The organism is Rhizobium sp. BK060, from assembly GCF_014193145.1.
Taxonomy (GTDB): Bacteria; Pseudomonadota; Alphaproteobacteria; order Rhizobiales; family Rhizobiaceae; genus Rhizobium.
In genome coordinates, this window is sequence record NZ_JACHYW010000038.1 from 26,245 (window position 1) to 52,384 (window position 26,140).

A 26,140-nucleotide genomic window follows, 5' to 3' on the forward strand; every position below is an offset into this window, starting at 1 on the left:
CAATGAGTACTGGCGTTAGCACATCGACCGATAAGAATATCGTCGACAAGTCACGCAGTCACCGAAACAAGCCAGTGTCGAAGGCTGTTCGGCTGACGCGGGAGCGCCTCCAGTCGAGCCACGCGGCAAGCGGCGCATTCGATCGCGACGTGCTCGTGATGCACATAAATGCCGTCCTCCAGGGCGCATCGATCGTACCGCTCTTTGTTACGATCATCGCCGCTCTCGGCGTCTATTTCACGGAAAACACTCAAATCTTTCTGTGGGCGCTGCTGACGCTGACGGCCCATGCCACAAACGTGTTTCTCGCGCGCCGCGCCCGCGGGCAGGAAATCAATACGACGACGGCGCGCAAATGGCGCCGTGTTCTCTTGCTTGGGCAATTCATGGTTGGCTGCTGCTGGGCTGTGTTCGCCCTGCAGGATTGCACCACGTGCGAACCGTCGAGCTTCCTGCTCTACAAGGGCGCCACGCTGCTCATTGCGCTCTCTATTACAGCAATGTCGAATTTCATGCTGACGCCGTCAGCGCTCATTACGTTCGCGCCTGTCGTTCTCGGATTGGTTGCCAAGGCCGGCCTCTCCCGCGAAATCCTCGAGATCAGCCTGACGGCCATCTTCACAACGACGGTCATCCTCTTCAACTACATCAGTGACCGGCTCTTCCAGTCCAACCTGAAGATCCTCGCCTATCAGGCCGAGAAAGACGATCTGATCGCCGAGCTCGAAGTCGCCAAGTCGATGTCGGATGAGGCCCGCCGCCGGGCGGAGGAGGCCAACCTGGCAAAGTCCCGCTTCCTCGCCTCCATGTCACATGAACTGAGAACGCCGCTCAATGCCATCCTCGGCTTCTCGGAGGTCATGTCCGCGGAGGTGATGGGGCCGCTCAACAACCCCACTTACAAGGAATACACCAGCGACATCCACCGCTCCGGTGAACATCTGCTGAATCTCATCAACGAGATCCTCGATCTCTCACGCATCGAGGCCGGCAAATACGAGCTAAGCGAGGAAGCGGTTTCGCTGCTGAATATTTCGGAAGACTGCATCGGCATGGTACAGCTGCGGGCCCGCGGCAAGAACATCACCATCTCGCAGCAGTTCGAGCTTGAATTGCCAGCCGTTTGGGCTGACGAGAAGTCGCTGCGCCAGGTCATTCTCAACCTCCTTTCAAATGCCGTAAAGTTCACCCCGCAGGCGGGCGAAATCCACGTCAAGGTCGGCTGGACGGCGGGCGGCGGCCAATACATCTCCATCAAGGACAACGGTCCCGGGATTCCCGAAGAAGAGATCCCGGTAGTCCTCTCCGCCTTCGGCCAGGGCTCGATCGCGATCAAGAGCGCCGAACAGGGCACCGGCCTCGGCCTGCCGATCGTTCAGGCGATCCTTGCCAAGCACGACGGCCAGTTCATCCTTAAGTCGAAGCTGCGCGAAGGCACCGAAGTCATCGCCATCCTGCCGGCCAAGCGCGTGCTGCAGACCGTCCCGGCCGTCGAGGATGCGCCGGCGGTCTCACGCAAGCGCAGGAGCTTTGCGTAACGATTTAATCGACGATCCGCTTGAAATCAGGATCGTCTGTGAAGTCCTGACCGCTCGTTGACATCGCATCCCCTGGCGTTGCGCCCGAGGATAGAGTGACATTCTAAACACATTCTAAACACATTCTAAAGATGCATTAGATAACAGATACAACCTAAAGCCCACTGCCGGTTGCAGACGTCATCACCCAAACAACAGATGCTTCCCGATCGTGAACAACAGGAACACGCCGCAGGCGGCGATCATGCAGACGACGGCAAACGATCCGAGATCCTTGGCGTGCTTTCCAACCATCGAGATCTCCGGGGAAATCCTGTCGATGACCTCCTCGATCGCCGTGTTCAGCGCCTCGACGGCGAAGAGGGCGAGAAACAGCACGATGGCGATCATCAGCTCCGAAAGCGTCGCGCCGACAGCAATCAAGAGGATCAACGAAACCGCGAAGAACAGCAGTTCCTGCCGGAACGCAGCCTCTTTGATCAGCCGCCGGAAGCCGCCGATCGAATAGCCGGCGGCTGCCAGAAAGTGGCTGATGCCGGTGAGTTTTGTCACGGCAGGTTTCATCAAGTGCCCTCGTCGTCCGTCGATGGCGGCTGTTGCCGCCACCAGTCAGAAATTGCGAATACCGGTTCACGGTCCCCGCGGCAAGAACTCTGTCATCAACCTGTCACAAACCTGAAAGCTCAGTGCTTGTTGCTGACGCCGGCCTGCGAGAACGTTGCCATGCCGGAATGGCAGGCCGCCGCGGCCTTGACGATGCCGGCTGCCAGGGCCGCCCCCGTCCCCTCGCCGAGCCGCATGCCGAGCGCCAGAAGCGGCGTCTTACCGAGCATCTCTATGGCCCGCAGATGTCCCGGCTCGCCGGAGACATGGCCGATCAGGCAGTGATCAAGCGCCGAAGGATTGGCGGCCTTCAGGATGGCTGCTGCGGCGGTCGCGACATAGCCGTCGATCAGCACCGGAATCCGTTCGACACGCGCGGCAAGGATCGCCCCGGCCATCGCCGCGATCTCCCGGCCGCCAAGGCGGCGCATGATCTCCAGCGGATCGTCGAGATGATCGCTGTGCAACGCGACCGCTTTTTCGACGGCTGCAATCTTGCGCTCCAGCATATCGCCTTCCGAGCCGGTTCCCGGACCGACCCAGTCGCGCGCGGTGCCGCCGTAAAGCGCATAGTTGATCGCCGCTGCGATCGTGGTGTTGCCGATCCCCATCTCGCCGATGCAGAGAAGATCCGTGCCGCCTGCGATCGCCTCCATGCCGAAGGCCATGGTCGCCGCACAGTCACGTTCGGACAAGGCGGGTTCCTCGGTAATGTCGCCGGTCGGATAGTCGAGCGCGAGATCGAAGACCTTCAGGCCGAGATCATAGGCCACGCAGATCTGGTTGATAGCCGCGCCGCCAGCCGCGAAATTCTCCACCATCTGCTGCGTCACGGTCGGAGGAAACGGCGTGATGCCCTGCCTGGTGACGCCGTGATTGCCCGCAAAGATCGCCACCAACGGCCGGTTCACCGCCGGTGCCTTGCCCGTCCAAGCGGCAAGCCAGAATGCGATTTCCTCGAGCCGCCCAAGTGCGCCCGGCGGCTTCGTCAGCTGCGCATCGCGTTCGCGCGCGGCCGCGAGTGCTCTGGCATCCGGCCCCGGCAGATCGCGCAGAAGTGCCCGGAAATCGTCGAATGGCAGGCCTGAAACGCTCATGAATGCGGTTTCCTTGTCTTGGTCGGTAACTTGTCTTTTCGCTGCAAATCAGCTTCTTTCGTCGCCACTCTCTTAAAGGCAGGCGCGGAGGCGGACAACTCCAAAAGCGCTGCAAATGGTCGCGGGGTCGGGCTGCACAATGAACATTGGAAAATACGCAACCGACGTCGCCCGCGCCGTTGCCTTCCTCAGCCGCATTCCGATGCCGCCTTCAGCCTTCGCCGATTTCAACGGCAAGCTTGATAGAGCCTCCCGCGCCTTTCCAGTCGCGGGCATTGTCATCGCACTCCTGCCTGCGCTTGTCTTCCTCGTGATGCTTTGCCTGCGCGCAGACCGGCTGATGTCGGCTTTCGCCGCGCTCGCCGTCCAGACGGCATTGACCGGCGCGCTTCACGAGGATGGCCTGGCCGACTGCGCCGACGGCCTCGGTGGCGGGCGTGACCGCGAGCATGCACTCACGATCATGAAGGACAGCCGCATCGGCACCTTTGGCGCGATCGCCTTGATCCTGTCGTTTGCGCTTCGAGCAGCGGCACTTGCCGCAGTCGCACGAGCAGCACCGCCGCTGGCCGCAGCACTCGCTATTCCGGCGATCGCCTGCATCAGCCGTGGCGCTCTCGTTTGGCACTGGCATCGGCTGCCATCGGCAAAACCCGATGGCGTGGCCGCCGCCGCAGGACAACCGGGCGAGGGCGCGATGCACATGGCGCTGGTTACCGGCGGCCTTCTCGCCGCCCTGCTGCTCTGGCCGAGCCTCGATCTCCTCCCCGTCGTCTGCGCGCTTCTTGCCTGTGGCTTGTCGGTCATGGCCTTCACCCGGTACGTCCGTCACAAGCTCGCCGGCCATACGGGCGATACACTTGGCGCCGCCCAGCAGATTTCGGAAATCGCCGCCGTTTGCGCCCTTGCCATGGCTTTGTGAAACCTCGATATAGATCGCATGCAAACACCCTGCATCCATGTCTGCTCCATCGATCCGGCAACCGGCCTGTGCATGGGTTGCGGCCGTACGCTTCCCGAGATCGGCGGTTGGATGTCCTTCTCCGACGAGGAACGCCGGCAGCTGATGGCCGTATTGCCCGCGCGGCTTGCCGCAAGCCGGCTGGCAATCCCGCCACAGCCGACGATGCAGGCGACAGCGGAGCCGCGTGCATGAACCGTCTGACGATCGTCCTTGCGGTGATTGGCCTGGGCCTCGCCGTACTTATATTCAGCGACGACACGAGCCGGATCTTCGGCATGCGGACCGACGATTTCGGCCGCTTTGTCTATCTGCTTCCGATCGTGCTGATGCTGGCCGCCGGCATTTGGGCGCGGCGCACCAGCGCGAGCGAGACTTTGCGCAACCTGATGATCTGGCTCGTGCTGATCCTTGGTCTTGCGACCGTCTATCTCTATCGGCAGGAGGCGCTTGGCGTCGGCAACCGTCTGCTCGCCGGGCTCGTGCCGGGCCGCGCAGTGATCGTGACGACCAGCGAGGGCGGCCAAGAGGTGATCCTTCACAAGCTGCTGAACGGACACTACGAAGCGTATGTTACGATCAACGGCCAGAGCATTTCGATGCTGGTCGACACCGGCGCCAGCATGATCGCGCTTTCCCGCGAGGACGCGGAGCGGGTGGGCATCATCCCCGACAATCTCGAGTATTCAATGAGCGTCATGACGGCCAATGGTCGCGCCCGCGCAGCCCGTGTCACGCTCGCCGAGGTGGCAATTGGCCCGATCGTACGCCACAACGTTCCCGCCAGCGTCGCGCAGGATGGCAAGCTCGACCAGAGCCTCCTCGGCATGAGCTTTTTGTCCACCCTCGGGTCTCTGCAGATCCAGACGGACGAGCTGCGGATGCGAGACTAGGGACGGCCCTGCACCTCGCGCCGGTCCCTGCTAGCTCCGCAGCCTGTATCCCGTCTTGAAGATCCAGCCGAGCGTCCCGAGGCAGATCGCCAGGAAGATCGAGATCATCCCGAGGCTCACCAGCGGATTGACGTCGGCGATGCCAAAGAAGCTCCAGCGGAAGCCACTGACGAGATAGAGCACCGGATTGAAGTGGCTCACAGCCTGCCAGAACGGTGGCAGCATGCTGATCGAATAGAAGCTGCCGCCAAGGAAGGTCAGCGGTGGCACGACGAGCATGGGGATCAGGTTCAGCTGCTCGAAGTTGGTCGCCCAGATGCCGATCATGAATCCGAACAGGCTGAACGTGATCGCCGTCAGCAGGAAGAACAGGACCATCATCACCGGATGCTCGATCCTCACATCCACGAATATATTCGCGGTTAGCAGGATGATAATCCCGATCATCAACCCCTTTGTCGCCGCAGCCCCGACATAGCCGAGCAGGATCTCGCTCATAGCCACCGGCGCCGACAACACTTCGTAGATCGTTCCGGTGAACTTCGGAAAATAGATGCCGAAGGAGCCATTGCTGATGCATTGGCCAAGCAGCGTCAACATGATCAGTCCGGGAGTGATGAACGCGCCGTAGGACACGCCCTCGACTTCCTGGATCCGCGAGCCGATCGCCGCGCCGAAAACGATGAAATAGAGCGAGGTCGAAATGACGGGCGAAACGACGCTTTGCAACAGCGTCCGGCGTGTGCGCGCCATTTCGAAGAAATAGATGGATTTGATTGCTTCGACGTTCATTTCGCTCCTCCCACGAGCGCCACGAAGATGTCTTCCAGCGAGCTCTGCTGCGTCGAAAGATCCTTGAAGTGAATATTGTGCTCGCCGAGCCGCGTCAGCAGCGTGGCGACGCTCTCCTGCTCGTTCTGAGCATCGAAATCGTAAATCAGGCGGCTGCCGTCTGCAGCGAGCGAAAGACCGTTGCCGGCGAAGCGCTCCGGCAGCTCTTGCAGCGGCTCGTTCAATTCGAGAATGAGCTGCTTGCGGCCAAGCTTCGCCATCAGCGCCGTCTTGTCTTCCACCAGCAGCAGCTCACCGCCGTTGATGACGCCGACGCGATCGGCAATCTCTTCTGCTTCTTCGATGTAGTGCGTGGTCAAGATGATCGTGACTCCGGAGCGCCGCAGCTTTTCGACGACGTGCCACATGTCCTTGCGCAGCGTCACATCGACGCCCGCGGTGGGCTCGTCGAGGAAAAGGATTTCCGGCTCATGCGACAGCGCCTTGGCAATCAGCACCCGCCGTTTCATACCGCCGGACAGTTGCCGCAGCATGTTGTCTTTCTTGTCCCATAGCGAAAGATCGCGGAGCACCTTCTCGATATGGGCCGGATCGGGTCGCTTGCCATGCAGCCCGCGCGAGAAGCTGACGGTGTTCCACACCGTCTCGAACTGATCCGTGGTCAGCTCCTGGGGAACGAGGCCGATCATCGAGCGCGTCGCCCGGAAATCCTTGACGACGTCATGACCGTCAACGGTCACCATGCCGCCGCTCGGATTGGTAATGCCGCAGACAATCGAGATCATCGTCGTCTTGCCCGCCCCGTTCGGCCCGAGCAACGCCAGGATCTCGCCCCTCTCGACATCGAGGTCGATGCCCTTGAGCGCTCGAAATCCATTGGCATAGGTCTTGGTGAGGTTTCGGATGGAAATGATCGGGGCCATAAAGGGCTCTTCTGACGTCTGCGGCGGGAGTTGCTGGGGCGCTATATATCCGCTTTGAGTAGTTTTGACATCCCGGCACAGATGAACAGAGTATTCACTTGCGTGAAAACGCGTCTGAAAGAAAAAAACATTCGCGCCTGTGGAAAACTTCAAAGCGACAAGATGTCATCAGCCGGTGATATTTTTCAGCCATAAAGACGGCGAGGCAAGCAAGCACTCTCCGTCCCGCCGCACCCCTTGCGGAGAGCCGCCTGAGCGACCTCGTTACGCTCCCTTTGCTTCCTCGACATGCAATGAGTGTATCCAGTCATCACAAGACCTGACCCGGCTGGGCGGCGCCGCCCGCGCCGCGTTCTCCTTGGGCCGGCCTTCGAGCCGGCCTTTCCTTTCAATCGCAGTAGACCCTGCCGCTCTGGCGTGCCCTGAGATCGAAGTGGAAATGGTTCCAATGCTCCGGATTGCTACCGGGTCCGAGCACTGTGTTGAAATATTTACAGCTGTCGCTGCGCACGGCCTGCAGCAGCCTGCCTTCACGGAACGAGAACAGCCCCTTCTTACGCACGTCGATCGCATGGCCGCTCTTCAGGACGAACTTGCCGACATCGATTGCGTTGCCGCGGGCATGCTCAGACATCGGATTGTAGCGCTGCCGGCTGTTGTTCATGCGCCGACAGCTATAACCGCCGAGCGGCTGAATGGTCTTGATGCCGGACCAGTAGCGAAACCGAGCAGATGGCGCGAGCTCGTTCTTGACCCATTTGGCGAAGGCAAGCGTCACCTGGCAATTCAGCGTCACCGCCGGGCGGACGCCAATATTGCCGGACAACCCCTGCAGGGAGATCGGGTACGGCACCTGGCAGGCCGGCCCGTTCGAGATCGGCGGCTTCTCGGAATAGACGACGCCCATCCGCTTCAATTCACGGCGGCAGGCAAGCTCCGAGGCCGGCATCACGCTCGGATCTACGGGGGCGGCCGGTTCGCTCGTCATTGGTGCGGTCGGGTTGTTCGGTCGCAGCATGGCGACCTCCCGCTCCTCGTTCTCCTCAGGCACGCGCGCTGGCGCAACCACCGGCCTTCCATCGTTCCACACAGGCGCGTTGCCCATCTGCGCCTGCGCTGTGGGCGCCGGAATCCGCGCACGATTGAGCTGCGTCGGATTATCGGTACCGATGCCATCGACGACGGGCTGATCGGATTGGCCCTCGGCGATTTGCTGCTGTTGCTCCTCGGCGAGGCCGACCACAGGCTCGGCTCCAAGCTCGGCGTCCATATTGACACCGTCCTCGGGCACGATGAGCTGCTGGGTGCCGCCCCAGGTCGAAGGCTGATTGCGAAGAGAGCCGGCGGCGCCCTGCGCGCCCGCCATTGCTTCGTCGCTGTCGATCATCGGCAGCCGCCCGGGCTGTGCAGGTGCTTGACGCGTTTGCGGTTGGCTCTGGGCGCGGCGTTGTCCCATTCCGGCAAGATTGGGTGTGTTGAGGTAGTCGACGGATCCCGCAGCATCACTGACCGGGGCATTTGCTACCGGATAGGCCTGCTCAATCGGTGCCGTTTGCATCCGCGCCGCAGCCACGCGACGCTCAGGCGTAGAAATCGACCCTACCCGTGTGCCGTTGTCCACATCACCAGGCGGAATTAGGCCATCGGTCGAACACGTCACCAGAACCGTCGAGAGCAGCACTGGCAGCACGTATTGCCGAAGTATGGAAACAAACGCCATGCTCTCATCGCTTCCGAGGAACGGCAAGGATCTAAAACTTACGCCGAAATTTAATGAAGAACGGTGAACGAAAGCTTACCTGGATTGCTTAAGCCCGCGTCTTGAGCCCGATATAGAGCCGGAACAGCGCACGCAGGCCCGAAGGAGAAACGCTTGCTTGGACGCGCAGATGTTCCGGTTTGGGCATCGTTTCGTTCGACAACGCAACTTGCTGCACAATGCACAAAACGAAATCTTAAGTCATTCCAACGATTGTAGGATTTGGATCGTCAACCGTTGGGTCGGGAATGAAGCTCCTCGCTACTTTCGCCAAAATCGCCGCTCGCCTGGCACCATCCACGCGCGGCAGCCAGGCTGTGGTAGAAGCGCTCCAAAGTGCCGTCGCGGAAAAAGAACAGCAGCTCGAACAGCAGGCGATTGCCCTCGCCCACAGCCGCAAGATATTCGATCGCTCATCCGAAGCCGCACGGATCGGCGTGTGGGAATGCAGCCTGCCGGACAACTGCCTTGTCTGGACCAAGATGGTCTATGATCTCTTCGACGTGCCATACGAGGCCGATCTCGATCGCGCGGAGATCTTGAAATGCTATTCCAGGGATTCGCTGGCTGAACTTGTGCGGCTGCGCAGTCACGCGATTGAGGAGCGAAGCGGCTTTACGCTCGATGCCGAGATCGTGACGCCGAAGGGCAATACCCGTTGGATCCGTATCACGGCCACCGTCGAATGTGAGGGCGATGTCCCTGTCCGCATCTTCGGCATGAAACTCGACATCACGGCCGAAAAGATGATGTTCGACCAGATTCGCTATCTCGCGGAATTCGACATCCTCACCGGCCTACCGAACCGCGCGCAGTTCCAGTCTGCCCTGCAGCGTCTGCCCCAGCACGCTGTCGGCGAAACCGCCGCAGCCCTGCTTCTCATTGATCTCGACGGCTTCAAGGGCATCAACGACACGTTCGGCCACCAGGCTGGCGACGAGTGCCTCAGGGAAACGGCCAAGCGGCTGCTGGCAGCGTGCAAGGGAACGGACCTCGTAGCCCGTATTGGCGGCGACGAGTTTGCTGTCCTTGTCAGCGGCTACAACAGCGCCGAAAGCGTCGCCAAGCTTGCTGAGACCGTCGTCCACTGCCTCAACCGCTCGGTCGAACGGGACGGGTCCAGAATGCATGTTGGTGCGTCCGTGGGCGTCGCCTTCTTCGATCCATCAATGAACTTCGACATCTTCGTTTGTGCCGACTCCGCGCTCTACAAGGCCAAGACTGACGGCAAGAACCGCTTCTGGATCCACGGGGCTCCCGCGGGTATCGACAGTCCAAAAATGGACGCTGCCTAGCCTCCTGCTCACGCCGCGGGCTCAGGAGGCAAGGCTGACGAATCCTCGTCTCTGGGCTATAATGCGAGCACGCTGTCTCGGATCGTTGGTAGCGCGGCATGGAGGTTCCTATGGCAGACGGCAAATCCTCGGTCGGCACAGGAGCGATCGATATTGCGCTATTGATCGGCCGGCTGCTTCTCGCCTGGATCTTTCTGCATGAGGGCGTCTCGCTGGCGTTGAATTTTTCGGGCGCCGTCGAGATGGCTGCACAATTCGGCTTGAGTGTTCCACTGCTTGTGGCAACGATCGCTCTCCAGATCGGCGCCGGCCTATCCATCGCCGCCGGGCTTTTGACGCGCGTCGGCGCGACCGCCTTGGGCCTGTTTTGCGTCGCCACTGCCACGCTCTATCACACCAACTTCAGCGACCAGAACGAACTCTTTCATTTCGAAAAGGACCTCGCCATTGCAGGCGGCATGTTCGTGCTCGCCGCCGTCGGTGCTGGCTCTCTCTCGATTGACAGTTGGCTGAGGGGCCGCGGGTTGTAGGGTGGCGCACGGCAGGTCACCATATGGTCACACGGCGTCTCGCCGCTCTGCCCGATAGGCTCTCAAGATTGCGTCGACCGCCTTCGCCACTTCGGCAGCGTTCGTCTGGTAATTGGTAACCGATAAGCGCATGACTTGTCTGCCGCGCCATGTCGCTCCGCCGGCAAACAGAGCGCCTTCGCGTTGCAAGGCGCCGATCGTTCGCCTGGTCAGGTCGTCGGCCTGTTCGCTCGGCAAGTCCGCTCCGAAGCGCACGATCACTTGGTTGAGCTGAACATCGTTGCCGATTGCAATTCCCGCCTCCTCAGCGAGCGCCAGCGCCACGCCGGCAGCTGCCTCACACGCTCCGTCGATCAGGGTCTCGATGCCGCTACGCCCGAGATGCCGGATCATCGCCCATGTGGCAAAGCCGCGCGCCCGCCGCGACAGCTCCGGCACATAGTGCGAGGGATCCCGCTCGCCCTCGCTGGCAAGTGGCAGATAGCTCGCCGAAATGGTCATCGCCCGCCGATGTGCCAGTTCGTCACGCACGATCGCATAGCCACAATCATAGGGCGTCTGCAGCCATTTATGCCCATCGGTAGCCCAGCTGTCCGCCTGCTCCACGCCGGCGGTCAAATGACGCCGCCGCGCCGAGGTCTGCGCCCAGAGGCCGAACGCCCCGTCGACATGCACCCACGCGCCCTTCGATTTGGCGATCGGGATCAGTCTGCCGAAATCATCGCAGGCGCCAGTATTGATCTGCCCTGCCTGGAGGATCGTTGTGCAAGGGCCGGAGACGGCAGCCATGGCCTGCTCGAACGCCGCTGGTACGATGCGCCCCTGATCGTCCGTCGGGATCCGTACCACGCGATCGTGGCCGAGGCCGAGAAACTGCAGCGCGGAGAACACGGTCGTATGTGCATCATCGCCAATCAGCACCGTGATCGGCGGTGCTCCGAACAGTCCGTTGGCATCGACATCCCAGCCGGCCTGCAACAGCACCTCGCCTCGAGCAGCCGCGAGGCAGGTGAAGTTCGCGACGGTCGCGCCGGTGACAAGGCCGACAGAACAGCCCGCCGGAAGTCCAAGCAGCTGAAGCAGCCAGCGTGCGGCGACTGTTTCAACGGCCGCCGCCGAAGGCGACGCCGCATGGTTGCCGGCATTCTGTCCCCAGGCGCTCGTCAGGAAATCAGCGGCAACTCCCATGGGATGCGAGCCGCCGATGACCCAGCCGAAGAAGCGCGCTCCGGTCATCAAGTGCAAGCCAGGTTCCGCCGTCACCACCAGCTCGTCGAGTACGTCGATCATCGGCGACGACAGTTCAGGCAGCGGGGCGCCAAAGGCCTCCACGGCGGCGGGATAGTCCCGCAAAGGACGATGCGGACGGCTGTCCGTCGTGTCGCGAAAACGTGCCGCATTAGCGGCGGCGATCGAGAACAATTCCTTAGTGCTCACGGCATCCGCCTCCCCGCCTATGCCGCGCGCCTCCCGAATACGCACGCGACATCGCTGCCCAAGCCTGCGGTGACGGAGAATAGCCTGAACCTTATGCCCGTGCCAGCCCGGCGCTCACAACTCGCAACGGTGACGCCCGAGAACATCAACCCCCGGCACTGCGACACGCAGTCGGGCTAAAGTCGTTGCCGGATAAACGAGCCGCGTCGCGCTTCTCGTTGCCGTACAGCTCGTTCATGATCTTGGCAACTTCGACGGCGTGGCGTTCCGTCAAGCCATGCAATATCTGTCCGCCGAACGATGCAGGCTCTTCTGTCTGGTTGTCCCACACCATCCAGAGATCGAGTGGGTCGCAAATGACGTCGTAACGTTGATCGGTACTACACATGGGTAAATTGCCTCAAGAACCCTACCCGATTAAGCCCCTGACTCTTAACGTGCTCTTGCTTCGGACGACCAATTAGCGCGAGCGATTTCTTGTCCTGATGATCGGGAAGCCCAAAAAATACCAGGACAAGGCTGTTCCCAAACCCACCGGCGCGATCGCACCGATGTTGCCGCCACGCAGCAGGCAGGCCAGAAGCCCCGCGACCACCCCGACGATCACCAGATCGATCAGACACGGCCGCGACTCGGATGATGATTTCTCTCCCATGATCTCGACTTAGGTCATCCGCCGATGTTGACAAAGGCCTCGCGGTTGCGATGCCTAACAAAGTCTGAATGTCAGCCTCGACACCTCTCCAAGGGAGGTCCAACGTGCCGATTCGAAGCGCCCGCCGCCGCTGACACGGTATAAATCTGACACTTTCTCAATTATCGCGCAGGAACGCTGCCCGTGACGATCCGGTCTGTCTTCATCACCTGCATCTGCGGCCAGTTGGACGCGGCTTCACTCGCCGGACGACTGCCGACCGCCAGAATTGTGATCAAACCAGCCACGATAGCAGTAAGAAGCAATCCGCTGTAGGTCATTGTTTCGAGCCTCAATGCTGTGGTTTCCCAGCCACTGCGGCGCAAACTGATACGAGACGCTAAATGAAAAGCTAACAACCATGGTTAATGCACAGCGTTTCCCGGTTTAGGACGCTGACTGTGGATAACTAGTCACCTACGCCTGCCTGCACCGATCGGGCCTCGAACAGCCGTTTCAGCGCATCGATCTTCTCGGCATCAATCTTCGCGTCCGTCACGGCAACCCAACCGTCAATATAGTGCTGCGGAGCATAGACGTGGCCGTACCCCATCGGAGAGCTCGTTGCGATCGCCAAATCGACCAGCAATTGCAGCATCGTCAGCGCGGGAAACCAGCGCAGGCTCGGCGAAACGTCCGGCCCGCGCGGACGCCTCATCCAGGCCGGTTCCCGATAGAAAGAATAGGGATCGAAGAACGTCACGGCATCGCTGGCATACTGCAGATAGACGATGCGAATGGGTCCCCAGTTTGCGCCGGGAATATTCAACTGGTTCGTCTGGTTGGTGAACCGGATGAGAGACCCGTCGCGGAACTGCGGCAACCACGCAGGCGATTGGGGATTGCGCGCCGCCGTCACGTCTCGCCACATCCTGCTTTCAAAAGGCGGCCCGCTCCAAAACGCCCCCTGAAATGGATCCGCCACGATGTCGAAGATATCGGCCGAGACCTGCGAATTCAGCGCTCCGAGGCTGAGGCCGTGCAGGTAAAGCTTCGGTCGCCCGTCCCGTGGCAAGGTCGTCCAGTAACCGTAGACTTCCCGAAACAACGCCCTGGCGGACGCAGAACCGTATTCCGGCTCGACCAGCAGCGACAACCAACTCGTGAGATACGAATACTGAAGCCCGACGCTCGCCACGTCGCCGTGATGCAGATATTCGAGCGTATCCATTGCCTCCGGATCGATCCAGCCAGTTCCCGTCGGAGCAATGATGACGAGGAGCGAGCGTTCGAACGCGCCTTGGCGCTTCATCTCTTCGAGCGCGAGCTTTGCGCGCTCTTCAATCGTTTCCGCGTTGTTCAGACCCACATAGGTACGCAGCGGCTCGCGCGCCGGCGTCTTCCAGAAATCGCCGATCTGCGCAGCTGTCGGGCCGGACACAATGAAATTACGGCCCTGACGCCCAAGTCCCTCCCAAGTGACAAGCGAGGCGGCGCTTCCGGTCTTTGCCGGATCACCTGGCATGGGGACGCCGTCTTCCAGAAGCGCATCGACCCTCTGGAATGAACTATCGGCTAGATGCAACGCTGCACGCAGCAGCACGCCGTCAACGACAGACCAGAAGAGTGCGATCGCAAGGACACCCCCGATCACTTGAGAAACGCGGCGCGGCACGAAGCGCGATAGCCATTCCGACAGGAACAAACACGTCAGCCGGAACAGCCGACCGATCAGAACCGCAATGAAGAAGGCGACGATTGCGACAAAGGCGACGCTGAAGGGCTCAGCCGTATCGACCCGCTCCATGTGCCATAAGTCGCGGATCGAGTTCTGCCATCCCGCAGCGCGCCACAGGACGAGCACTGACAGCACAATACCAAGTCCGCAAACGATCAAGTTGCCGGGCAGTCTTCGTCCCGCCGGCATCGGCAGCTCTAGGTATTTCCAGAGCCATGTAAAGGTTACCCCGAACAGATACCCTACGGCGGCGGCGATGCCGGATAGCGCGCCTTGAACAAAGAAGGATCGTGGCATGAGGCTCGGCGTCAGCGACGCGGCAAAGAAGATGAAGCCAAGTGCCAACCCCGGCGTCGAAAGCGATGCGAATAGGCGCAGCAGCAAACGTCTCATGCGTTCCTCTCTTGCTTCTCGCGCCGATAACGACCGGCCCTGCACCTTACTATCTGAAAGCGCAAATTCAAGGGACGCAACGGGCAGGTAGGCATCACGAAAAAGGTCCCCCGTGGCGTCGCCCGGGAGACCCTTGGCCTATTTGTTAGTCAGCTAATCAGGCAGCGCGGGCAATCCGTCCCGCGCTGCTGCCACCGGCGGCGCGCAGCCTGAAATTGGCCAGCAAGGTGCCCAGCTGCCGGCTTTCTTCGGCCAGCGTCTGGCTTGCGGCCGTCGTCTCCTCCACCATCGCGGCATTTTGCTGCGTCATCTGATCCATGTGGTTGACGGACGTGTTGATCTCGTTGAGTCCCGTGGCCTGCTCGCGCGCTGCAGTCGCAATCGAGGTCACGTGATTGTTGACGCGATTGACCAGTTCCTCGATTTCAAGCAGCGCATCACCGGTGGAACGCACCAGCGTCACGCCGTTGCCGACCTCGCTTGCCGAGGTGCGGATCAATACCTTGATCTCCTTGGCGGCATTGGCGGAGCGTTGCGCAAGTTCGCGCACTTCCTGTGCTACCACAGCAAAACCGCGGCCCGCCTCGCCTGCACGCGCCGCCTCGACGCCGGCATTCAGCGCGAGCAGGTTCGTCTGGAAGGCAATCTCATCGATGACGCCGATGATCTGGCTGATACGGTTTGATGAGTCCTCGATGCGGTTCATCGCGGTGACCGCATTGCGGACGATCTCGCCGGACTTGCCGGCGCTGGTCTTGGTTTCCGCCACCATCTCGCGGGCTTCGGCCGCACGTTCCGAAGCGGTCCGCACGGTCGCGGTGATCTCGTCGAGCGCCGCCGCCGTCTCCTCCAGCGCGGCCGCCTGCTGCTCGGTGCGCTTCGACAGATTGTTCGTGGCTTCACTGATGTCGCTGGCGCTGTCGTTAACGACGCGGGTCGATTCCGCGATCGCCTGGATGACGCCGCTCAGCGCATCGACGGCCGAGTTGAAGTCGGAACGCAGCTTGGCGTAGTCGTCGCCGAGATCGCCGATGGACACGGTGAGGTCGCCGGCAGCCAGTTTCTCAAGTCCCGCACCGAGCGACTGGATGGCAAAGGTCTGGCGATCCGCTGCCGAGCGCCAGTTGGCCTCGTTGCCGCGACGCTCCTCCTCGATCTGCAGCTGGTGCCGGCTCTCGCGATCGCGCATCAGGGCTCGCTCGCGGACGGAATCACGCAGCACAAGCAGAGACTTCGCCATGGCGCCGATCTCGTCGCGCCGGTCGTGGTCGACGATGTCGACGGCGTCGCGCTCATCAGCAATGGCGTTCATCGCGCCCTTCAGCCGAGCAATCGGAGACGTCACGCTGCGCACGATGCCAAAAGCGACGCCGAGGATGACGATCGCGCCGACGAGGCAGGCGCCGGCCGCCAAGATCGCGTTCTGGCGATAAAGCGCCGCAAGATCGTCAGCGTAGACGCCGGTGCCGACGACCCAGCCCCACGGCTCGAAGCCGACCACGTGCGAATATTTCAGAACCGGATCGGCCGCGCCCGGCTTCGGCCAGTAGTAGTCGACGAAGCCTTCGCCACTCTTCTTCACGGTATTGGCGAACTCGACGAAGATGAACTTGCCGGTCGGATCCTTATTCTGGGACAGGTCCGTTCCGTTCAGCTCCGGCTTGATCGGATGCATGACCATCGTCGGATGCATGTCATTGATCCAGAAGTAGCCATTACCGCCGTAGCGCATGGCCGAGATCACGTCCTTTGCTGCGGTCTGCGCCTGCTCACGCGTCATGGCGCCGGACTGTTCCAGCTTGTAGTATTTCTGGAAGATGGCGATCGCCGTCGCATCCATTTGTGCAAGACCATGCTTGCGCTCGCTCTCCAGCTTCGCGTGCGAATAGTTGAGGAAGAAGGTGATGGCGAGAACCAGAATAGTCAGCGCCAGCCCCACGAGAGAATAGAGGCGGGTGGAAATCTTGACGTTACGCATTGAGCCCCGACAGTTCAGAATTTGAGAATAGTCAAATACTGCTATGCGGGCCTTACCGGATCGTGAATTTTAATTAGAGTTGACTCAGCTGCCGTAGGGTGAGCGTTTTCGTCAGCAGCTCAAATTTCCGTGCAAATCATTGATCTATATCGGCAATAAGCGGTTGCCACAAATCGCGCTAGGTAATTTCTCATAGAACTATGGTAGCAGATGCGGCGACGAACCTACTGCCTCTGGACAGCGCTACGTTTCGCTTCAGAGGCATCTGCGCTACGGTCCTTTCGGAATCGCTATCTATCTTGCCGAACAGGAGCCTTGCATGACCGACAACGCCAAGCCGAACGGCGCGCTGACCCTTCGCACCGTTGCCATGCCCGCCGACGCCAATCCGGCGGGCGATATTTTCGGTGGCTGGGTCATGGCGCAGATGGACCTTGCCTCGGGCATCACCGCGTCCGAGCGCGCCAAAGGCCGTGTCGTCACGGCCGCCGTCAAGGAGATGGCCTTCGCCCTGCCGGTGAAGATCGGCGATACGCTCTCGGTCTACACAACGATCGAGGCCGTCGGTCGCACCTCCATCACGCTCTCGGTCGAGGCATGGGCAACGCGCGCCCGCTACAACAACATGGAACAGGTGACAGCGGCGACCTTCATCATGGTTGCGCTCGACGAGAGTGGAAAGCCGAAGCCGGTCGCCGCAGAGTAAGCCATGGAAACGGTCGCCTCGCCCGAGGTCTTTCTCCACATCAAGGTGGTGATGGGGATGGTGATCTCGCTGAGCCTTGCGCGGCTGCTGACCGGCATCGCCGGCATTATCCAGCATCCGGCAAAGGCCAGGCCCTATGCCGTGCATCTCGGCTGGGCGGCCTCCATGTTTCTCTTCATCATCCACATCTGGTGGTGGGAATACCGGCTGCAGGCGGTGCCGGTGCTGCATTTCGGCATCTACCTGTTTCTGGTTTCTTTCTGCTGCCTGTTCTTCATGCTCTGCGCCCTGCTCTTCCCCGCCTCGCTCGACGAATACGGTGGCTACGAGGAGTATTTCTACTCCCGCCGGCGCTGGTTCTTCGGCACGCTCGCCCTCACCTATGCCATCGATATCGTCGACACTGCGATCAAGGGCACGGATCACATCCAGTCAATCGGCTGGGAGTTTCCGGCGCGCAATATCGTCTATGTCATCCTCTGCGTCATTGCCGCATGGACGGCCAACCGCCGCTTTCACGCGGCCTTTATCTGGCTCAATCTGGTCTATCAGGTCAGCTTTATCTTCCGCATTTATGACGTCCTCGGATAGAGATGCGCAACTTTTTGGTTGCCAATCAACGACAGATATGAGATTAAAAGGCAACCAGGAGGTTGCTGATATGTCTGACCGCATCGAGAAGATCATCGAACTGAATGCACCAGTCGAGCGCGTCTGGAAAGCCATCACCGATCACCGCGAATTCGGCGAATGGTTCCGCGTCCAACTGGACGGCCCCTTCGTGCCGGGCGAGAATTCGACAGGTAACATCACCTATCCCGGCTACGAACACATTCGTTGGCAGGCGACCGTCAAGCGCATGGAGGAGCCCGAGCTCTTTTCCTTCACCTGGCATCCCTACGCCGTCGATCCCAATATCGATTATTCCGGTGAACCGCCGACTCTCGTCGAGTTCCGCCTGGAGCCGACGCCGTCCGGTTCACGACTGACGGTCACGGAATCGGGCTTCGATAAGGTCCCGCCGCACCGGCGCGAGGAAGCCTTCCGTATGAACGACGGCGGCTGGGCCGCGCAGATGAAAAACATCAAGGAATACGTCGATCGCTAACGTCGAACTCCATCGCGAGAACGCGGCGATCCTGTTTGCCGCCCTCGGAGACCCGACGCGCCTGTCGCTGCTGACGACCCTCAGTGACGGGCGCGAACGCTCGATCGCAGGTCTTTCGGTCGGCACCGTGCTCACCCGCCAGGCGGTGACGAAGCATCTGCGCGTGCTGGAACAGGCGGGCCTCGTCCACTCGACGAAGGTCGGGCGGGAAAGCCACTACGCATTCCAACCGGATCGGATCGGCGAAATGCGCGCCTATCTCGACAGCGTCTCCCGGCAATGGGACGACGCGCTCGAACGCCTGCGCGCCTTCGTGGAGCGGTAGGCGTAGCGCGCCAGCCAGCCTGTCGGCCCTAACCGCGGAAAATGAAGGATGCGCCGATCGCGATCAGGGCAAAGCCGATCACGTGGTTCCAGGTCAGGCTCTCGCCGAGCCAGAAGACCGAGAAACCCGAGAAGACGAGCAGCGTGATCACTTCCTGCATTGTTTTGAGCTGCGCCGTCGAATAGACGGCCGAACCGATACGGTTGGCCGGTACGGCAAGGCAGTATTCGAAGAAGGCGATCGCCCAGCTGACGACGATGGCGATGAACAGCGCCGCGCCCTTGTGCTTGAGATGCCCATACCAGGCGAAGGTCATGAAAATGTTGGAAGCGAAAAGCATCACAATCGGCCAGACGGCGGCCGGGTTGAAGGCAAAGGGCATGGGTGATTCCCGACGTTGAAACTGGCGGCAGCATGTATCGCCAAATTTCCGCTCCGCAAGAGGCTGCACTGACTTGCAGCTTCACGCTTGCCCAGTAGCCGAGGGCGACATCTAAGATGTCCTCCAAACACAATCAATGATTGACGTTGATTTGTGGGAGATCCTCAAGGGCTGTGCGCCTAATACGAGAAGGCATCCGAGACGGCGGGAACGTCGGTGTGGAACTCCTCGGCGATATATTTGAGAACGAAGACCAGTATCAAGAAATCGAAGGCATCGAGCGTCCCGCCGAGATAGCTGGCGATGACAGTGTTGCGCTGCTGCGGGGTAGCGCGCGCAGGCTCTACATTGCGGACATCATTGTTCCTCAGTCCGAAAGCGGCGGCGAGGCGGGCAATTTCCGGATGCCGTCGAAGAGAGGGATCGCCCGGGGATGGGCGAGGTTGACGCTGTGACAGGCAGCCTCGTCTAACGTCAGCATTTTGCTGTCCTGGTTCCCGCCTGCGACAGTTTGACCGTCGCTCAGCGTTCGGCCGCCAACTTCTCGCGAATACGATGCGGCCCGCCCGTCATACGTCGGGCAAATGGACGGTCCGGGTCAACGACGCGCCAGAACGGAGCGCTGCCATCCTGGCTAATGGGTACCAGATGCTGCTGCACCGTCACCGGGCAGCACGCATCCGCGCCGTATTCCGCCGCGAGCGTGCGCCTGATCTCCCCCAGAGCCGACAGACGACCCGCTTGAGCCGCCCGCAAGGCGTCGACGACCATCTTTTCGCTCGGGATTAGCATCCGCTGCTCAAGGTTCTTGCCCTTGCGCCGCATTTTGATGACCGGAACGTCCTCCATGACTTACCTCCACATACGCTTTCGATCGACGCGAAGAGCAACGGCGATGCGCGGTTCTCCGCATACGGCACTGAATGGTCGCTCACGTCAGGCTCTTTCTCCGCTCCAGCTCGGCGGCCGTCGGCTGTTCGAACTCGAACGAGCCGGGCACGATGTCGCCGCTACGAACATATTTGTTAGTGGTCACGCCGGAGCCCGAAACCCGGGAACCGACAAGTTTCATGGCGCCAGCAAAGGCGCCGTCGCCGAACAGTTTCTTGCCCTTGCCGAGCACGACGGGAAAGAATGAAATATGCAGTTCGTCGACCAGGTCGTTCTTGAACAGCGTCTGCAGGAAGTCGGTCGATCCCTGCGTCAGGAGATCCGGGCCGTCGCTGCTCTTCAACGCCCTGAGCGCGCCAACCACGTCGGCCCCCAGCACCTGGCTGTTCTGCCAGCTGGGCCTGAACTCCGGATTGCGGGTCGCGACGTATTTGGTGATCCGGTCGAACAGCGGACCGATCGGGTCGTCGGCCGCCACATAAGGCCAGTGCGCGGCGAAGATGTCGTAGGTCTTGCGGCCGAGCAGCAGATCGAAAGGATTGGCGAACATCTCGCCCACGGCCTCGCCCATCGCTTCGTCGAAATAAGGCGCGGCCCAGCCGCCATACTTGAAGCCGCCGATCGGATCCTCGTCCGGACCGCCCGGCGCCTGCATGACGCCGTCGAGACTGACGAATGCACCTGTAATGATCTTCCGCATCTCTCTCTCCTTGGCGAGAACGTTCACTGCCCCAAGGACGGTCGGCCGCGGGTGGTGCCGACAACCGGTGGAGATAAAAATCAAACGCCACTGTTTGCCAAATCCGAACGATTCTTTTGTTTCCCTTTTGTACTCTTTGCCTCTTCACTTTCGCAGTGAGTCTCGCCATATTCCGGCCATGGCCAAAGCTCCGAAGAAATCTCCCGCCCCGAATGGCTTCGAGGAAGCCCCACAGTCGTCTTTTGAAGGTGCCCCTCTAGAGGGTTCCGTCGCCGACTGGGTGAAGCAGCTGGAAGCCGATGCGGAGGCCTCCGGCGTCGAGAGCCAGCGCCAGATCGCCTCGAAGGCCGGAAAGCACCGCATGAAGGTGGAGATCGCCGCCTCCAAATCCGCGCGCGGCACCTCTATGGGCGGTTCGACCGATCCGAAGACCCGCGCCGCCGCCGGCCTCAATCCGGTGGCAGGCATGGACACGACGCTGGAGGAAGCCGCCTCGCTGCAGGCTGGCACCGCCGTCACCGCCACGGTCGAGGCTTTGTCGGCGCTGATCGAGAGCGGCAACCCGCTGCACAAGAACGGCAAGATCTGGACGCCCCACCGCCCTGCCCGGCCGGAGAAGTCCGAGGGCGGCATCTCGATCCGCATGGACTCGGAATACCAACCCGCCGGCGACCAGCCGACCGCCATCAAGGACCTCGTCGAGGGCCTGGAGAACGGCGATCGTTCCCAGGTGCTGCTCGGCGTCACAGGCTCCGGCAAGACCTTCACCATGGCCAAGGTAATCGAGCAGACGCAGCGCCCGGCGCTGATCCTCGCGCCGAACAAGACGCTCGCCGCCCAGCTCTATTCCGAGTTCAAGAACTTCTTCCCCGACAACGCGGTCGAGTACTTCGTCTCCTACTACGACTACTACCAGCCGGAAGCTTACGTCCCGCGCTCCGACACCTATATCGAGAAGGAGTCCTCGATCAACGAGCAGATCGACCGCATGCGCCACTCGGCGACGCGCTCGCTGCTGGAACGCGACGACTGCATCATCGTCGCCTCCGTCTCCTGCATCTACGGTATCGGTTCGGTCGAAACCTATACCGCCATGACCTTCCAGATGAATGTCGGCGACCGCCTCGATCAGCGCCAGCTGCTCGCCGACCTCGTCGCCCAGCAATACAAGCGCCGCGACATGGATTTCCAGCGTGGCTCTTTTCGCGTGCGCGGCGACACCATCGAAATCTTCCCGGCCCATCTGGAAGATGCGGCCTGGCGCATAAGCATGTTCGGCGACGAGATCGACGCCATCACCGAATTCGACCCGCTAACCGGCCAGAAGACCGGCGATCTCAAATCGGTGAAGATCTACGCCAACTCGCACTACGTCACCCCGCGCCCGACACTGAACGCCGCCATCAAGTCGATCAAGGAGGAACTGAAGCACCGCCTGGTCGAACTGGAAAAGGCCGGCCGCCTCTTGGAAGCCCAGCGCCTGGAGCAGCGCACCCGCTACGATCTCGAAATGCTCGAAGCCACCGGCTCCTGCCAGGGCATCGAGAACTATTCGCGCTACCTGACCGGCCGCGACCCCGGCGATCCGCCGCCGACACTCTTCGAATACGTGCCCGACAACGCCATCGTCTTCATCGACGAGAGCCACGTCACCGTGCCGCAGATCGGGGGCATGTACCGCGGCGACTTCCGCCGCAAGGCGACGCTCGCCGAATACGGCTTCCGCCTGCCCTCCTGTATGGATAACCGGCCGCTGCGCTTCGAGGAGTGGGACGCCATGCGCCCCGACACAATCGCCGTCTCGGCAACGCCGGGCGGTTGGGAGATGGAACAGTCCGGCGGCGTCTTCGCCGAGCAGGTCATCCGTCCGACCGGCCTGATCGATCCGCCCGTCGAAGTCCGCTCCGCCCGCAGCCAGGTCGACGACGTGCTCGGTGAGATCCGCGAGACGGCGGCCAAGGGCTACCGCACCCTCTGCACCGTGCTGACCAAGCGCATGGCCGAGGACCTCACCGAATACCTGCACGAGCAGGGCGTGCGCGTACGCTACATGCACTCCGACATCGACACGCTGGAGCGCATCGAGATCATCCGCGATCTGCGCCTCGGCGCCTTCGACGTGCTCGTCGGCATCAACCTCTTGCGCGAAGGCCTCGACATTCCCGAATGCGGCTTCGTTGCGATCCTCGACGCCGACAAGGAAGGTTTTCTCCGCTCCGAAACGTCGTTGGTCCAGACCATCGGCCGCGCCGCGCGTAACGTCGACGGCAAGGTCATCCTCTATGCAGACAACGTCACCGGCTCAATGAAGCGGGCGATGGAGGAAACCACCCGCCGCCGCGAAAAGCAGATGGCCTACAATGCCGAACACGGCATCACGCCGGAGAGCGTCAAGGCGAAGATCTCCGATATTCTCGACTCGGTCTACGAGCGCGACCACGTCCGCGCCGACATATCGGGCGCCTCGGGCAAGGGCTTTGCAGACGGCGGCAACCTCGTCGGCGGCAACCTGCAGGCGCATCTCAACGCGCTGGAAAAGCAGATGCGCGACGCCGCCGCCGACCTCGACTTCGAAAAGGCCGCGCGCCTGCGCGACGAGATCAAGCGGCTCAAGGCCGCCGAACTCGCCGTCATGGACGATCCAATGGCGCGAGAAGAGTCGAAGGCGCTGGAAGGCGGCCGCCCTCGTCCTTCGAGGGGCGCTACGCGCCCACCTCAGGATGCGGACGGAGCTGCGACCGCGGCGGGTAGCCCTCATGGTGAGGTGCGGAACCCGAAGGGCGGAGCCTCGAACCGCGAGGGCGGGCGAGGAACCTCCTACTTGGCCAAACCCACCCTCGAGGACATGGGGCCGGGCACCGACAGCGCGACGCCGCTATTCCGCAAGCCTGACCTCGACGAAATGGGCCGCGACATAGCCGAGCCCGCGGGCAAGAGCCTCTTCCGCCGGAACTCCCTCGACGAAATGACCGTCGGCCGCACAGAAAAACCGGTCGCCGGCCAGCTGCCGGAGAAGCCAGGGGAATCGATCGGCACGAAGAAGCGCGTCTCGCCGCCGCTGGAACAGCAGACCGACGACGTCCGCCCGCTGGTGCGCGGCAAGACGGGGGTTGGGAGCTATGAGGATCCGGCAGAACAACGCCGCAAGGGGCGCACGAAGGGGAAGACGGGTCGGCCGGGGCGGTAGACGCAACGACCGCTTACGGCCAATGCAGGCCATCCGACCCACCGCATCTACAGCGGCCGGAGCATGCTTCAGTGTATCTGGCAAATCCGCTGGTAAGGAGGCCGGCGCCGCGACCTTCAACCATTTGAAGCCCGATCCGCTCCGAACGGTACGTTCGACCAGACTACTGCGCGCGCCGCAGCTTTGCGGCGTCGCGAAATGAGATCAGGCGTCGGCTGTGCTCATCCCACAGAACCAGTTTTACACAGCGCAGACTTTCCATCATGGTGATGCGGCCAATGCCGGCCAATGCCGGGTGGTCTCTCAGCACTTCCGGAAGCCGGTAATAGGGCACCCTGCTTGACAGGTGGTGAACGTGATGGATACCGATGTTGCCAGTGATCCAGCGAAGGGCCAGCGGCAGGTCGTAATGCGATGCACCGTGAAGGGCCGCATGTGGAAATTGCCATTCCGGTTCTCTTGACCAATGGGTTTCTTCAAACTGATGTTGCACGTAGAAGAGCCAGATGCCTGCGGTTGCGGCCAGTAAGGCGACAGGCAGATGCACCAGCAGGAAGGGCAGGATTCCGATTGCCCACATCAATGTTGCGGAGATAAGCGCGATCGCCAGATTTGTCGCCATGGTGGATATCCAGGGCAAGGAACCCGATCGCATCATGCCGAAGGGTAGCCGCTGCTTGAACAGGAACAGCCATGCCGGGCCGATGCCGAACATGACTGCCGGATGCCTGTACAGGCGATAGCTAAGCCGACCGGTCCAGGAACGGCGGTCATATTCCGATACCGTCAGCGTTGTTATGTCGCCAATGCCGCGCCCCTCGAGATTTCCCGCCAAGGCATGATGCTCCGCATGCGCTCGGCGCCAGTAATCATAGGGCGTAAGCGTCAGGACACCGATCACGCGGCCCGTCCAATCGTCGATGCGCCGACGCGCAAAAAAGGAGCCGTGGCCGCAATCGTGCTGGATCATAAACAAGCGAAGCAGAAAGGCGGCTGCGGGAACGATCAGAACCAGCCCGGCCCAGAAGCCGTAGTGAACCGCTGCCACGGCACCAGCCCAGCAAAACGCAAATGGAATGGCCGTTACTGCAAGTTCAAAAACACTGCGTTTGAGATGCGGTTGGCGATAATTGGCGATGATCTTGAGCCAAGCCTTTTCGTCGAAAAGGGGTGGGCTTAGGTCGCGGTGAAGAGCATCGATCAAAGAATAGTTCCGCGCATGGCAATGAATGTCGAGGAGACAAGGGCGATTGCGACCCCAGATTTAATGAGGAAAAGCGGGTAGTCGAAGCGATAGATCGCATAAAAAGAGTTCATCGTTGCTGGATGTCCTGAGGTTCGGAATGTTGGCGTGGGGATGCTCGCTTGACAAACGGCGCTCGGCCGCCTGGCGCGTTTCCCTTTGGCTTCATCTTTTGTGCTTGCCGCCTGGGCTGCTTTTCGTCGCGTCCTTGACCTGATTGGCGAAGGTCGCCTCGACCTTCACCGGCGACTTTTCCTGTTTAGGCTTCCGCGTCTCGCGGTTGCTTCTCATTTGTCCCTTGGCCATTGGTTCGATCCTTTCCGTCTTGAAATTGAGCTTTCCGCTTTCGTCCTGGGCGTGATTGATGCACATCACCCCGCCTTCCTGGGTTCCTCCTATGCGGTATCGGAAATCCTGCCCTCGTATTGGGTATCATCTTCGGCGCGTCGGATGACGACGCGATCACGAAGCGCCCGGTATGTCATGGGGATCTTTCTGCGGCACAGCGCTTAGTGCGGCTTAAATAGCACCGATTGCCCTTGGCTGATAGAAGCGCCAAGAAATATTATCCGGAGATGAAAATCACAAAAAACAACAAATGCCGTTCTATAACAATAAGAGAATGCGCGCGGAAATTAAGATGGAATTCCAGTGCGCGGATTGATTGGAGATATATTTCAGAGGCCGCCATTGGCACCCATTGCGGACATTCGATCTAATGCTAGCGCATCGGCTTCTGATTGGGATTCGCGGCGAGGAATTCGCCAAGGGTCGGGACCTCGGTATGGCGTTTCTGCTCATCTGCCATCACGAATTCTGCCCCCAACTCTCCCCGAAGCGATACCAGAAGCTGGTCCACATTGTCATTGAAGCGCTCGCACTTGGCTTGTGTCCAAAGACTCGGGCCAGGCGGGTAGAATGGGTTGAGGTAACTAGTGTCCCATCTCAGAGATTATGACGGGTTGGTCTATGCCCAGAATTGGCAGCTCTTGCGGGGGGACGAGCAGTTGGATGCTGCGCGCGACGC

At 60.9% G+C, this 26,140-nt stretch carries 27 protein-coding genes and 1 pseudogene; 11 read left to right on the plus strand and 17 right to left on the minus strand.

From position 1 onward, the window contains the following. The first annotated feature begins 2 nt into the window (after positions 1 to 2). Positions 3 to 1,538 (plus strand): HAMP domain-containing sensor histidine kinase, encoded by a 1,536-nt coding sequence (locus FHT71_RS28485; RefSeq protein WP_132594298.1) that lies wholly within the window; start codon positions 3 to 5, stop codon positions 1,536 to 1,538. Positions 1,539 to 1,721: 183 nt separating this feature from the next. On the opposite strand, the gene FHT71_RS28490 is transcribed toward FHT71_RS28485, so the two are convergent. Beyond that, positions 1,722 to 2,102 (minus strand): diacylglycerol kinase, encoded by a 381-nt coding sequence (locus tag FHT71_RS28490; RefSeq protein ID WP_007802791.1) that lies wholly within the window; start codon positions 2,100 to 2,102, stop codon positions 1,722 to 1,724. Positions 2,103 to 2,221: 119 nt separating this feature from the next. Beyond that, positions 2,222 to 3,238 carry a nicotinate-nucleotide--dimethylbenzimidazole phosphoribosyltransferase gene (gene cobT, locus FHT71_RS28495; RefSeq protein ID WP_132594300.1) on the minus strand — a complete coding sequence of 339 codons (1,017 nt, stop codon included), beginning with the start codon at positions 3,236 to 3,238 and terminating at the stop codon, positions 2,222 to 2,224. Between the two features lie 139 nt (positions 3,239 to 3,377). Here cobT and FHT71_RS28500 point away from each other — a divergent pair, with 139 nt between their 5' ends. The 3 genes from FHT71_RS28500 to FHT71_RS28510 are packed head-to-tail and all read left to right on the plus strand — an operon-like array spanning position 3,378 to position 5,092. Then, positions 3,378 to 4,160, plus strand: coding sequence for an adenosylcobinamide-GDP ribazoletransferase (locus tag FHT71_RS28500; RefSeq protein WP_037083738.1), 783 nt, complete (start codon positions 3,378 to 3,380; stop codon positions 4,158 to 4,160). Positions 4,161 to 4,178: 18 nt separating this feature from the next. After that, positions 4,179 to 4,394, plus strand: coding sequence for a DUF1289 domain-containing protein (locus FHT71_RS28505; RefSeq protein ID WP_037083732.1), 216 nt, complete (start codon positions 4,179 to 4,181; stop codon positions 4,392 to 4,394). Beyond that, on the plus strand, positions 4,391 to 5,092 hold the full coding sequence (locus FHT71_RS28510; protein WP_132594302.1) for a TIGR02281 family clan AA aspartic protease: 702 nt from the start codon (positions 4,391 to 4,393) through the stop codon (positions 5,090 to 5,092). Before FHT71_RS28505 ends, FHT71_RS28510 begins: the two co-directional genes overlap by 4 nt. 30 nt (positions 5,093 to 5,122) lie before the next feature. On the opposite strand, the gene FHT71_RS28515 is transcribed toward FHT71_RS28510, so the two are convergent. From FHT71_RS28515 to FHT71_RS28525, 3 genes are all read right to left on the minus strand, one after another. After that, on the minus strand, positions 5,123 to 5,884 hold the full coding sequence (locus tag FHT71_RS28515) for an ABC transporter permease (RefSeq protein ID WP_007799433.1): 762 nt from the start codon (positions 5,882 to 5,884) through the stop codon (positions 5,123 to 5,125). After that, on the minus strand, positions 5,881 to 6,807 hold the full coding sequence (locus tag FHT71_RS28520) for an ABC transporter ATP-binding protein (RefSeq protein ID WP_132594304.1): 927 nt from the start codon (positions 6,805 to 6,807) through the stop codon (positions 5,881 to 5,883). Before FHT71_RS28520 ends, FHT71_RS28515 begins: the two co-directional genes overlap by 4 nt. A 388-nt stretch (positions 6,808 to 7,195) precedes the next feature. Then, positions 7,196 to 8,527 (minus strand): extensin family protein, encoded by a 1,332-nt coding sequence (locus tag FHT71_RS28525; protein ID WP_132594306.1) that lies wholly within the window; start codon positions 8,525 to 8,527, stop codon positions 7,196 to 7,198. Between the two features lie 287 nt (positions 8,528 to 8,814). Between FHT71_RS28525 and FHT71_RS28530 the strand changes: the two genes are divergently transcribed. Next, positions 8,815 to 9,861, plus strand: a complete 1,047-nt coding sequence (locus FHT71_RS28530) for a GGDEF domain-containing protein (RefSeq protein ID WP_132594308.1) — start codon at positions 8,815 to 8,817, stop codon at positions 9,859 to 9,861. A 110-nt stretch (positions 9,862 to 9,971) separates the two neighbouring features. Next, positions 9,972 to 10,391 (plus strand): DoxX family protein, encoded by a 420-nt coding sequence (locus tag FHT71_RS28535; RefSeq protein WP_132594309.1) that lies wholly within the window; start codon positions 9,972 to 9,974, stop codon positions 10,389 to 10,391. A gap of 27 nt (positions 10,392 to 10,418) precedes the next feature. Here the strand turns inward: FHT71_RS28535 and FHT71_RS28540 are convergent, their stop codons facing one another. The 6 genes from FHT71_RS28540 to FHT71_RS28565 form a co-directional block, all read right to left on the minus strand. After that, complete coding sequence (locus tag FHT71_RS28540) at positions 10,419 to 11,828, minus strand: aspartate aminotransferase family protein (protein WP_132594311.1); 1,410 nt, start codon at positions 11,826 to 11,828, stop codon at positions 10,419 to 10,421. A 145-nt stretch (positions 11,829 to 11,973) separates the two neighbouring features. After that, positions 11,974 to 12,216 (minus strand): hypothetical protein, encoded by a 243-nt coding sequence (locus FHT71_RS28545; RefSeq protein WP_007799422.1) that lies wholly within the window; start codon positions 12,214 to 12,216, stop codon positions 11,974 to 11,976. 72 nt (positions 12,217 to 12,288) lie between these two features. Continuing rightward, a complete protein-coding gene (locus tag FHT71_RS28550) occupies positions 12,289 to 12,483 on the minus strand; it encodes a hypothetical protein (RefSeq protein ID WP_037083729.1) in 195 nt (64 codons plus the stop codon). Positions 12,484 to 12,644: 161 nt separating this feature from the next. Next, the gene (locus FHT71_RS28555) at positions 12,645 to 12,803 is read right to left on the minus strand and encodes a hypothetical protein (protein WP_007799420.1); all 159 of its coding nucleotides are present in this window, start codon (positions 12,801 to 12,803) and stop codon (positions 12,645 to 12,647) included. A gap of 128 nt (positions 12,804 to 12,931) precedes the next feature. Next, a complete protein-coding gene (locus tag FHT71_RS28560) occupies positions 12,932 to 14,593 on the minus strand; it encodes an alpha/beta-hydrolase family protein (RefSeq protein WP_132594313.1) in 1,662 nt (553 codons plus the stop codon). Between the two features lie 157 nt (positions 14,594 to 14,750). Continuing rightward, entirely contained in the window at positions 14,751 to 16,571 is a 1,821-nt protein-coding gene (locus FHT71_RS28565; protein ID WP_183722983.1) for a methyl-accepting chemotaxis protein, read from the minus strand. Between the two features lie 319 nt (positions 16,572 to 16,890). On the opposite strand from FHT71_RS28565, the gene FHT71_RS28570 reads away from it, so the two are divergent. From FHT71_RS28570 to FHT71_RS28585, 4 genes are all read left to right on the plus strand, one after another. Next, on the plus strand, positions 16,891 to 17,277 hold the full coding sequence (locus tag FHT71_RS28570) for an acyl-CoA thioesterase (protein WP_132594317.1): 387 nt from the start codon (positions 16,891 to 16,893) through the stop codon (positions 17,275 to 17,277). 3 nt (positions 17,278 to 17,280) lie between these two features. Beyond that, the gene (locus FHT71_RS28575; protein WP_132594319.1) at positions 17,281 to 17,868 is read left to right on the plus strand and encodes a hypothetical protein; all 588 of its coding nucleotides are present in this window, start codon (positions 17,281 to 17,283) and stop codon (positions 17,866 to 17,868) included. A gap of 70 nt (positions 17,869 to 17,938) precedes the next feature. Beyond that, a complete protein-coding gene (locus tag FHT71_RS28580; protein WP_007799409.1) occupies positions 17,939 to 18,385 on the plus strand; it encodes an SRPBCC family protein in 447 nt (148 codons plus the stop codon). Beyond that, positions 18,378 to 18,710: a metalloregulator ArsR/SmtB family transcription factor gene (locus FHT71_RS28585; RefSeq protein WP_183722985.1), complete on the plus strand. Its 333-nt coding sequence runs from the start codon at positions 18,378 to 18,380 to the stop codon at positions 18,708 to 18,710. The genes FHT71_RS28580 and FHT71_RS28585 overlap by 8 nt, the downstream gene beginning before the upstream one ends. Before the next feature lie 28 nt (positions 18,711 to 18,738). Here FHT71_RS28585 and FHT71_RS28590 read toward each other — a convergent pair whose 3' ends face one another. From FHT71_RS28590 to FHT71_RS28605, 4 genes and pseudogenes are all read right to left on the minus strand, one after another. Beyond that, positions 18,739 to 19,092: a DMT family protein gene (locus FHT71_RS28590; protein ID WP_007799405.1), complete on the minus strand. Its 354-nt coding sequence runs from the start codon at positions 19,090 to 19,092 to the stop codon at positions 18,739 to 18,741. 191 nt (positions 19,093 to 19,283) lie between these two features. Further along, a pseudogene (locus FHT71_RS28595) lies at positions 19,284 to 19,463 on the minus strand (hypothetical protein); the annotation flags it as partial. Between the two features lie 151 nt (positions 19,464 to 19,614). Further along, positions 19,615 to 19,941, minus strand: coding sequence for a hypothetical protein (locus tag FHT71_RS28600; protein WP_132594323.1), 327 nt, complete (start codon positions 19,939 to 19,941; stop codon positions 19,615 to 19,617). A gap of 82 nt (positions 19,942 to 20,023) precedes the next feature. Then, positions 20,024 to 20,683, minus strand: coding sequence for a dihydrofolate reductase family protein (locus tag FHT71_RS28605; RefSeq protein WP_132594325.1), 660 nt, complete (start codon positions 20,681 to 20,683; stop codon positions 20,024 to 20,026). Positions 20,684 to 20,861: 178 nt separating this feature from the next. Between FHT71_RS28605 and uvrB the strand changes: the two genes are divergently transcribed. Continuing rightward, the gene (gene uvrB, locus FHT71_RS28610) at positions 20,862 to 23,870 is read left to right on the plus strand and encodes an excinuclease ABC subunit UvrB (protein ID WP_132594327.1); all 3,009 of its coding nucleotides are present in this window, start codon (positions 20,862 to 20,864) and stop codon (positions 23,868 to 23,870) included. A gap of 163 nt (positions 23,871 to 24,033) precedes the next feature. Here the strand turns inward: uvrB and FHT71_RS28615 are convergent, their stop codons facing one another. Together FHT71_RS28615 and FHT71_RS28620 are read right to left on the minus strand one after the other, a co-directional pair. Then, a complete protein-coding gene (locus FHT71_RS28615) occupies positions 24,034 to 25,074 on the minus strand; it encodes a fatty acid desaturase (RefSeq protein ID WP_132595331.1) in 1,041 nt (346 codons plus the stop codon). A 204-nt stretch (positions 25,075 to 25,278) separates the two neighbouring features. Next, entirely contained in the window at positions 25,279 to 25,485 is a 207-nt protein-coding gene (locus tag FHT71_RS28620) for a hypothetical protein (RefSeq protein ID WP_132595333.1), read from the minus strand. Between the last annotated feature and the right edge of the window lie 655 nt (positions 25,486 to 26,140).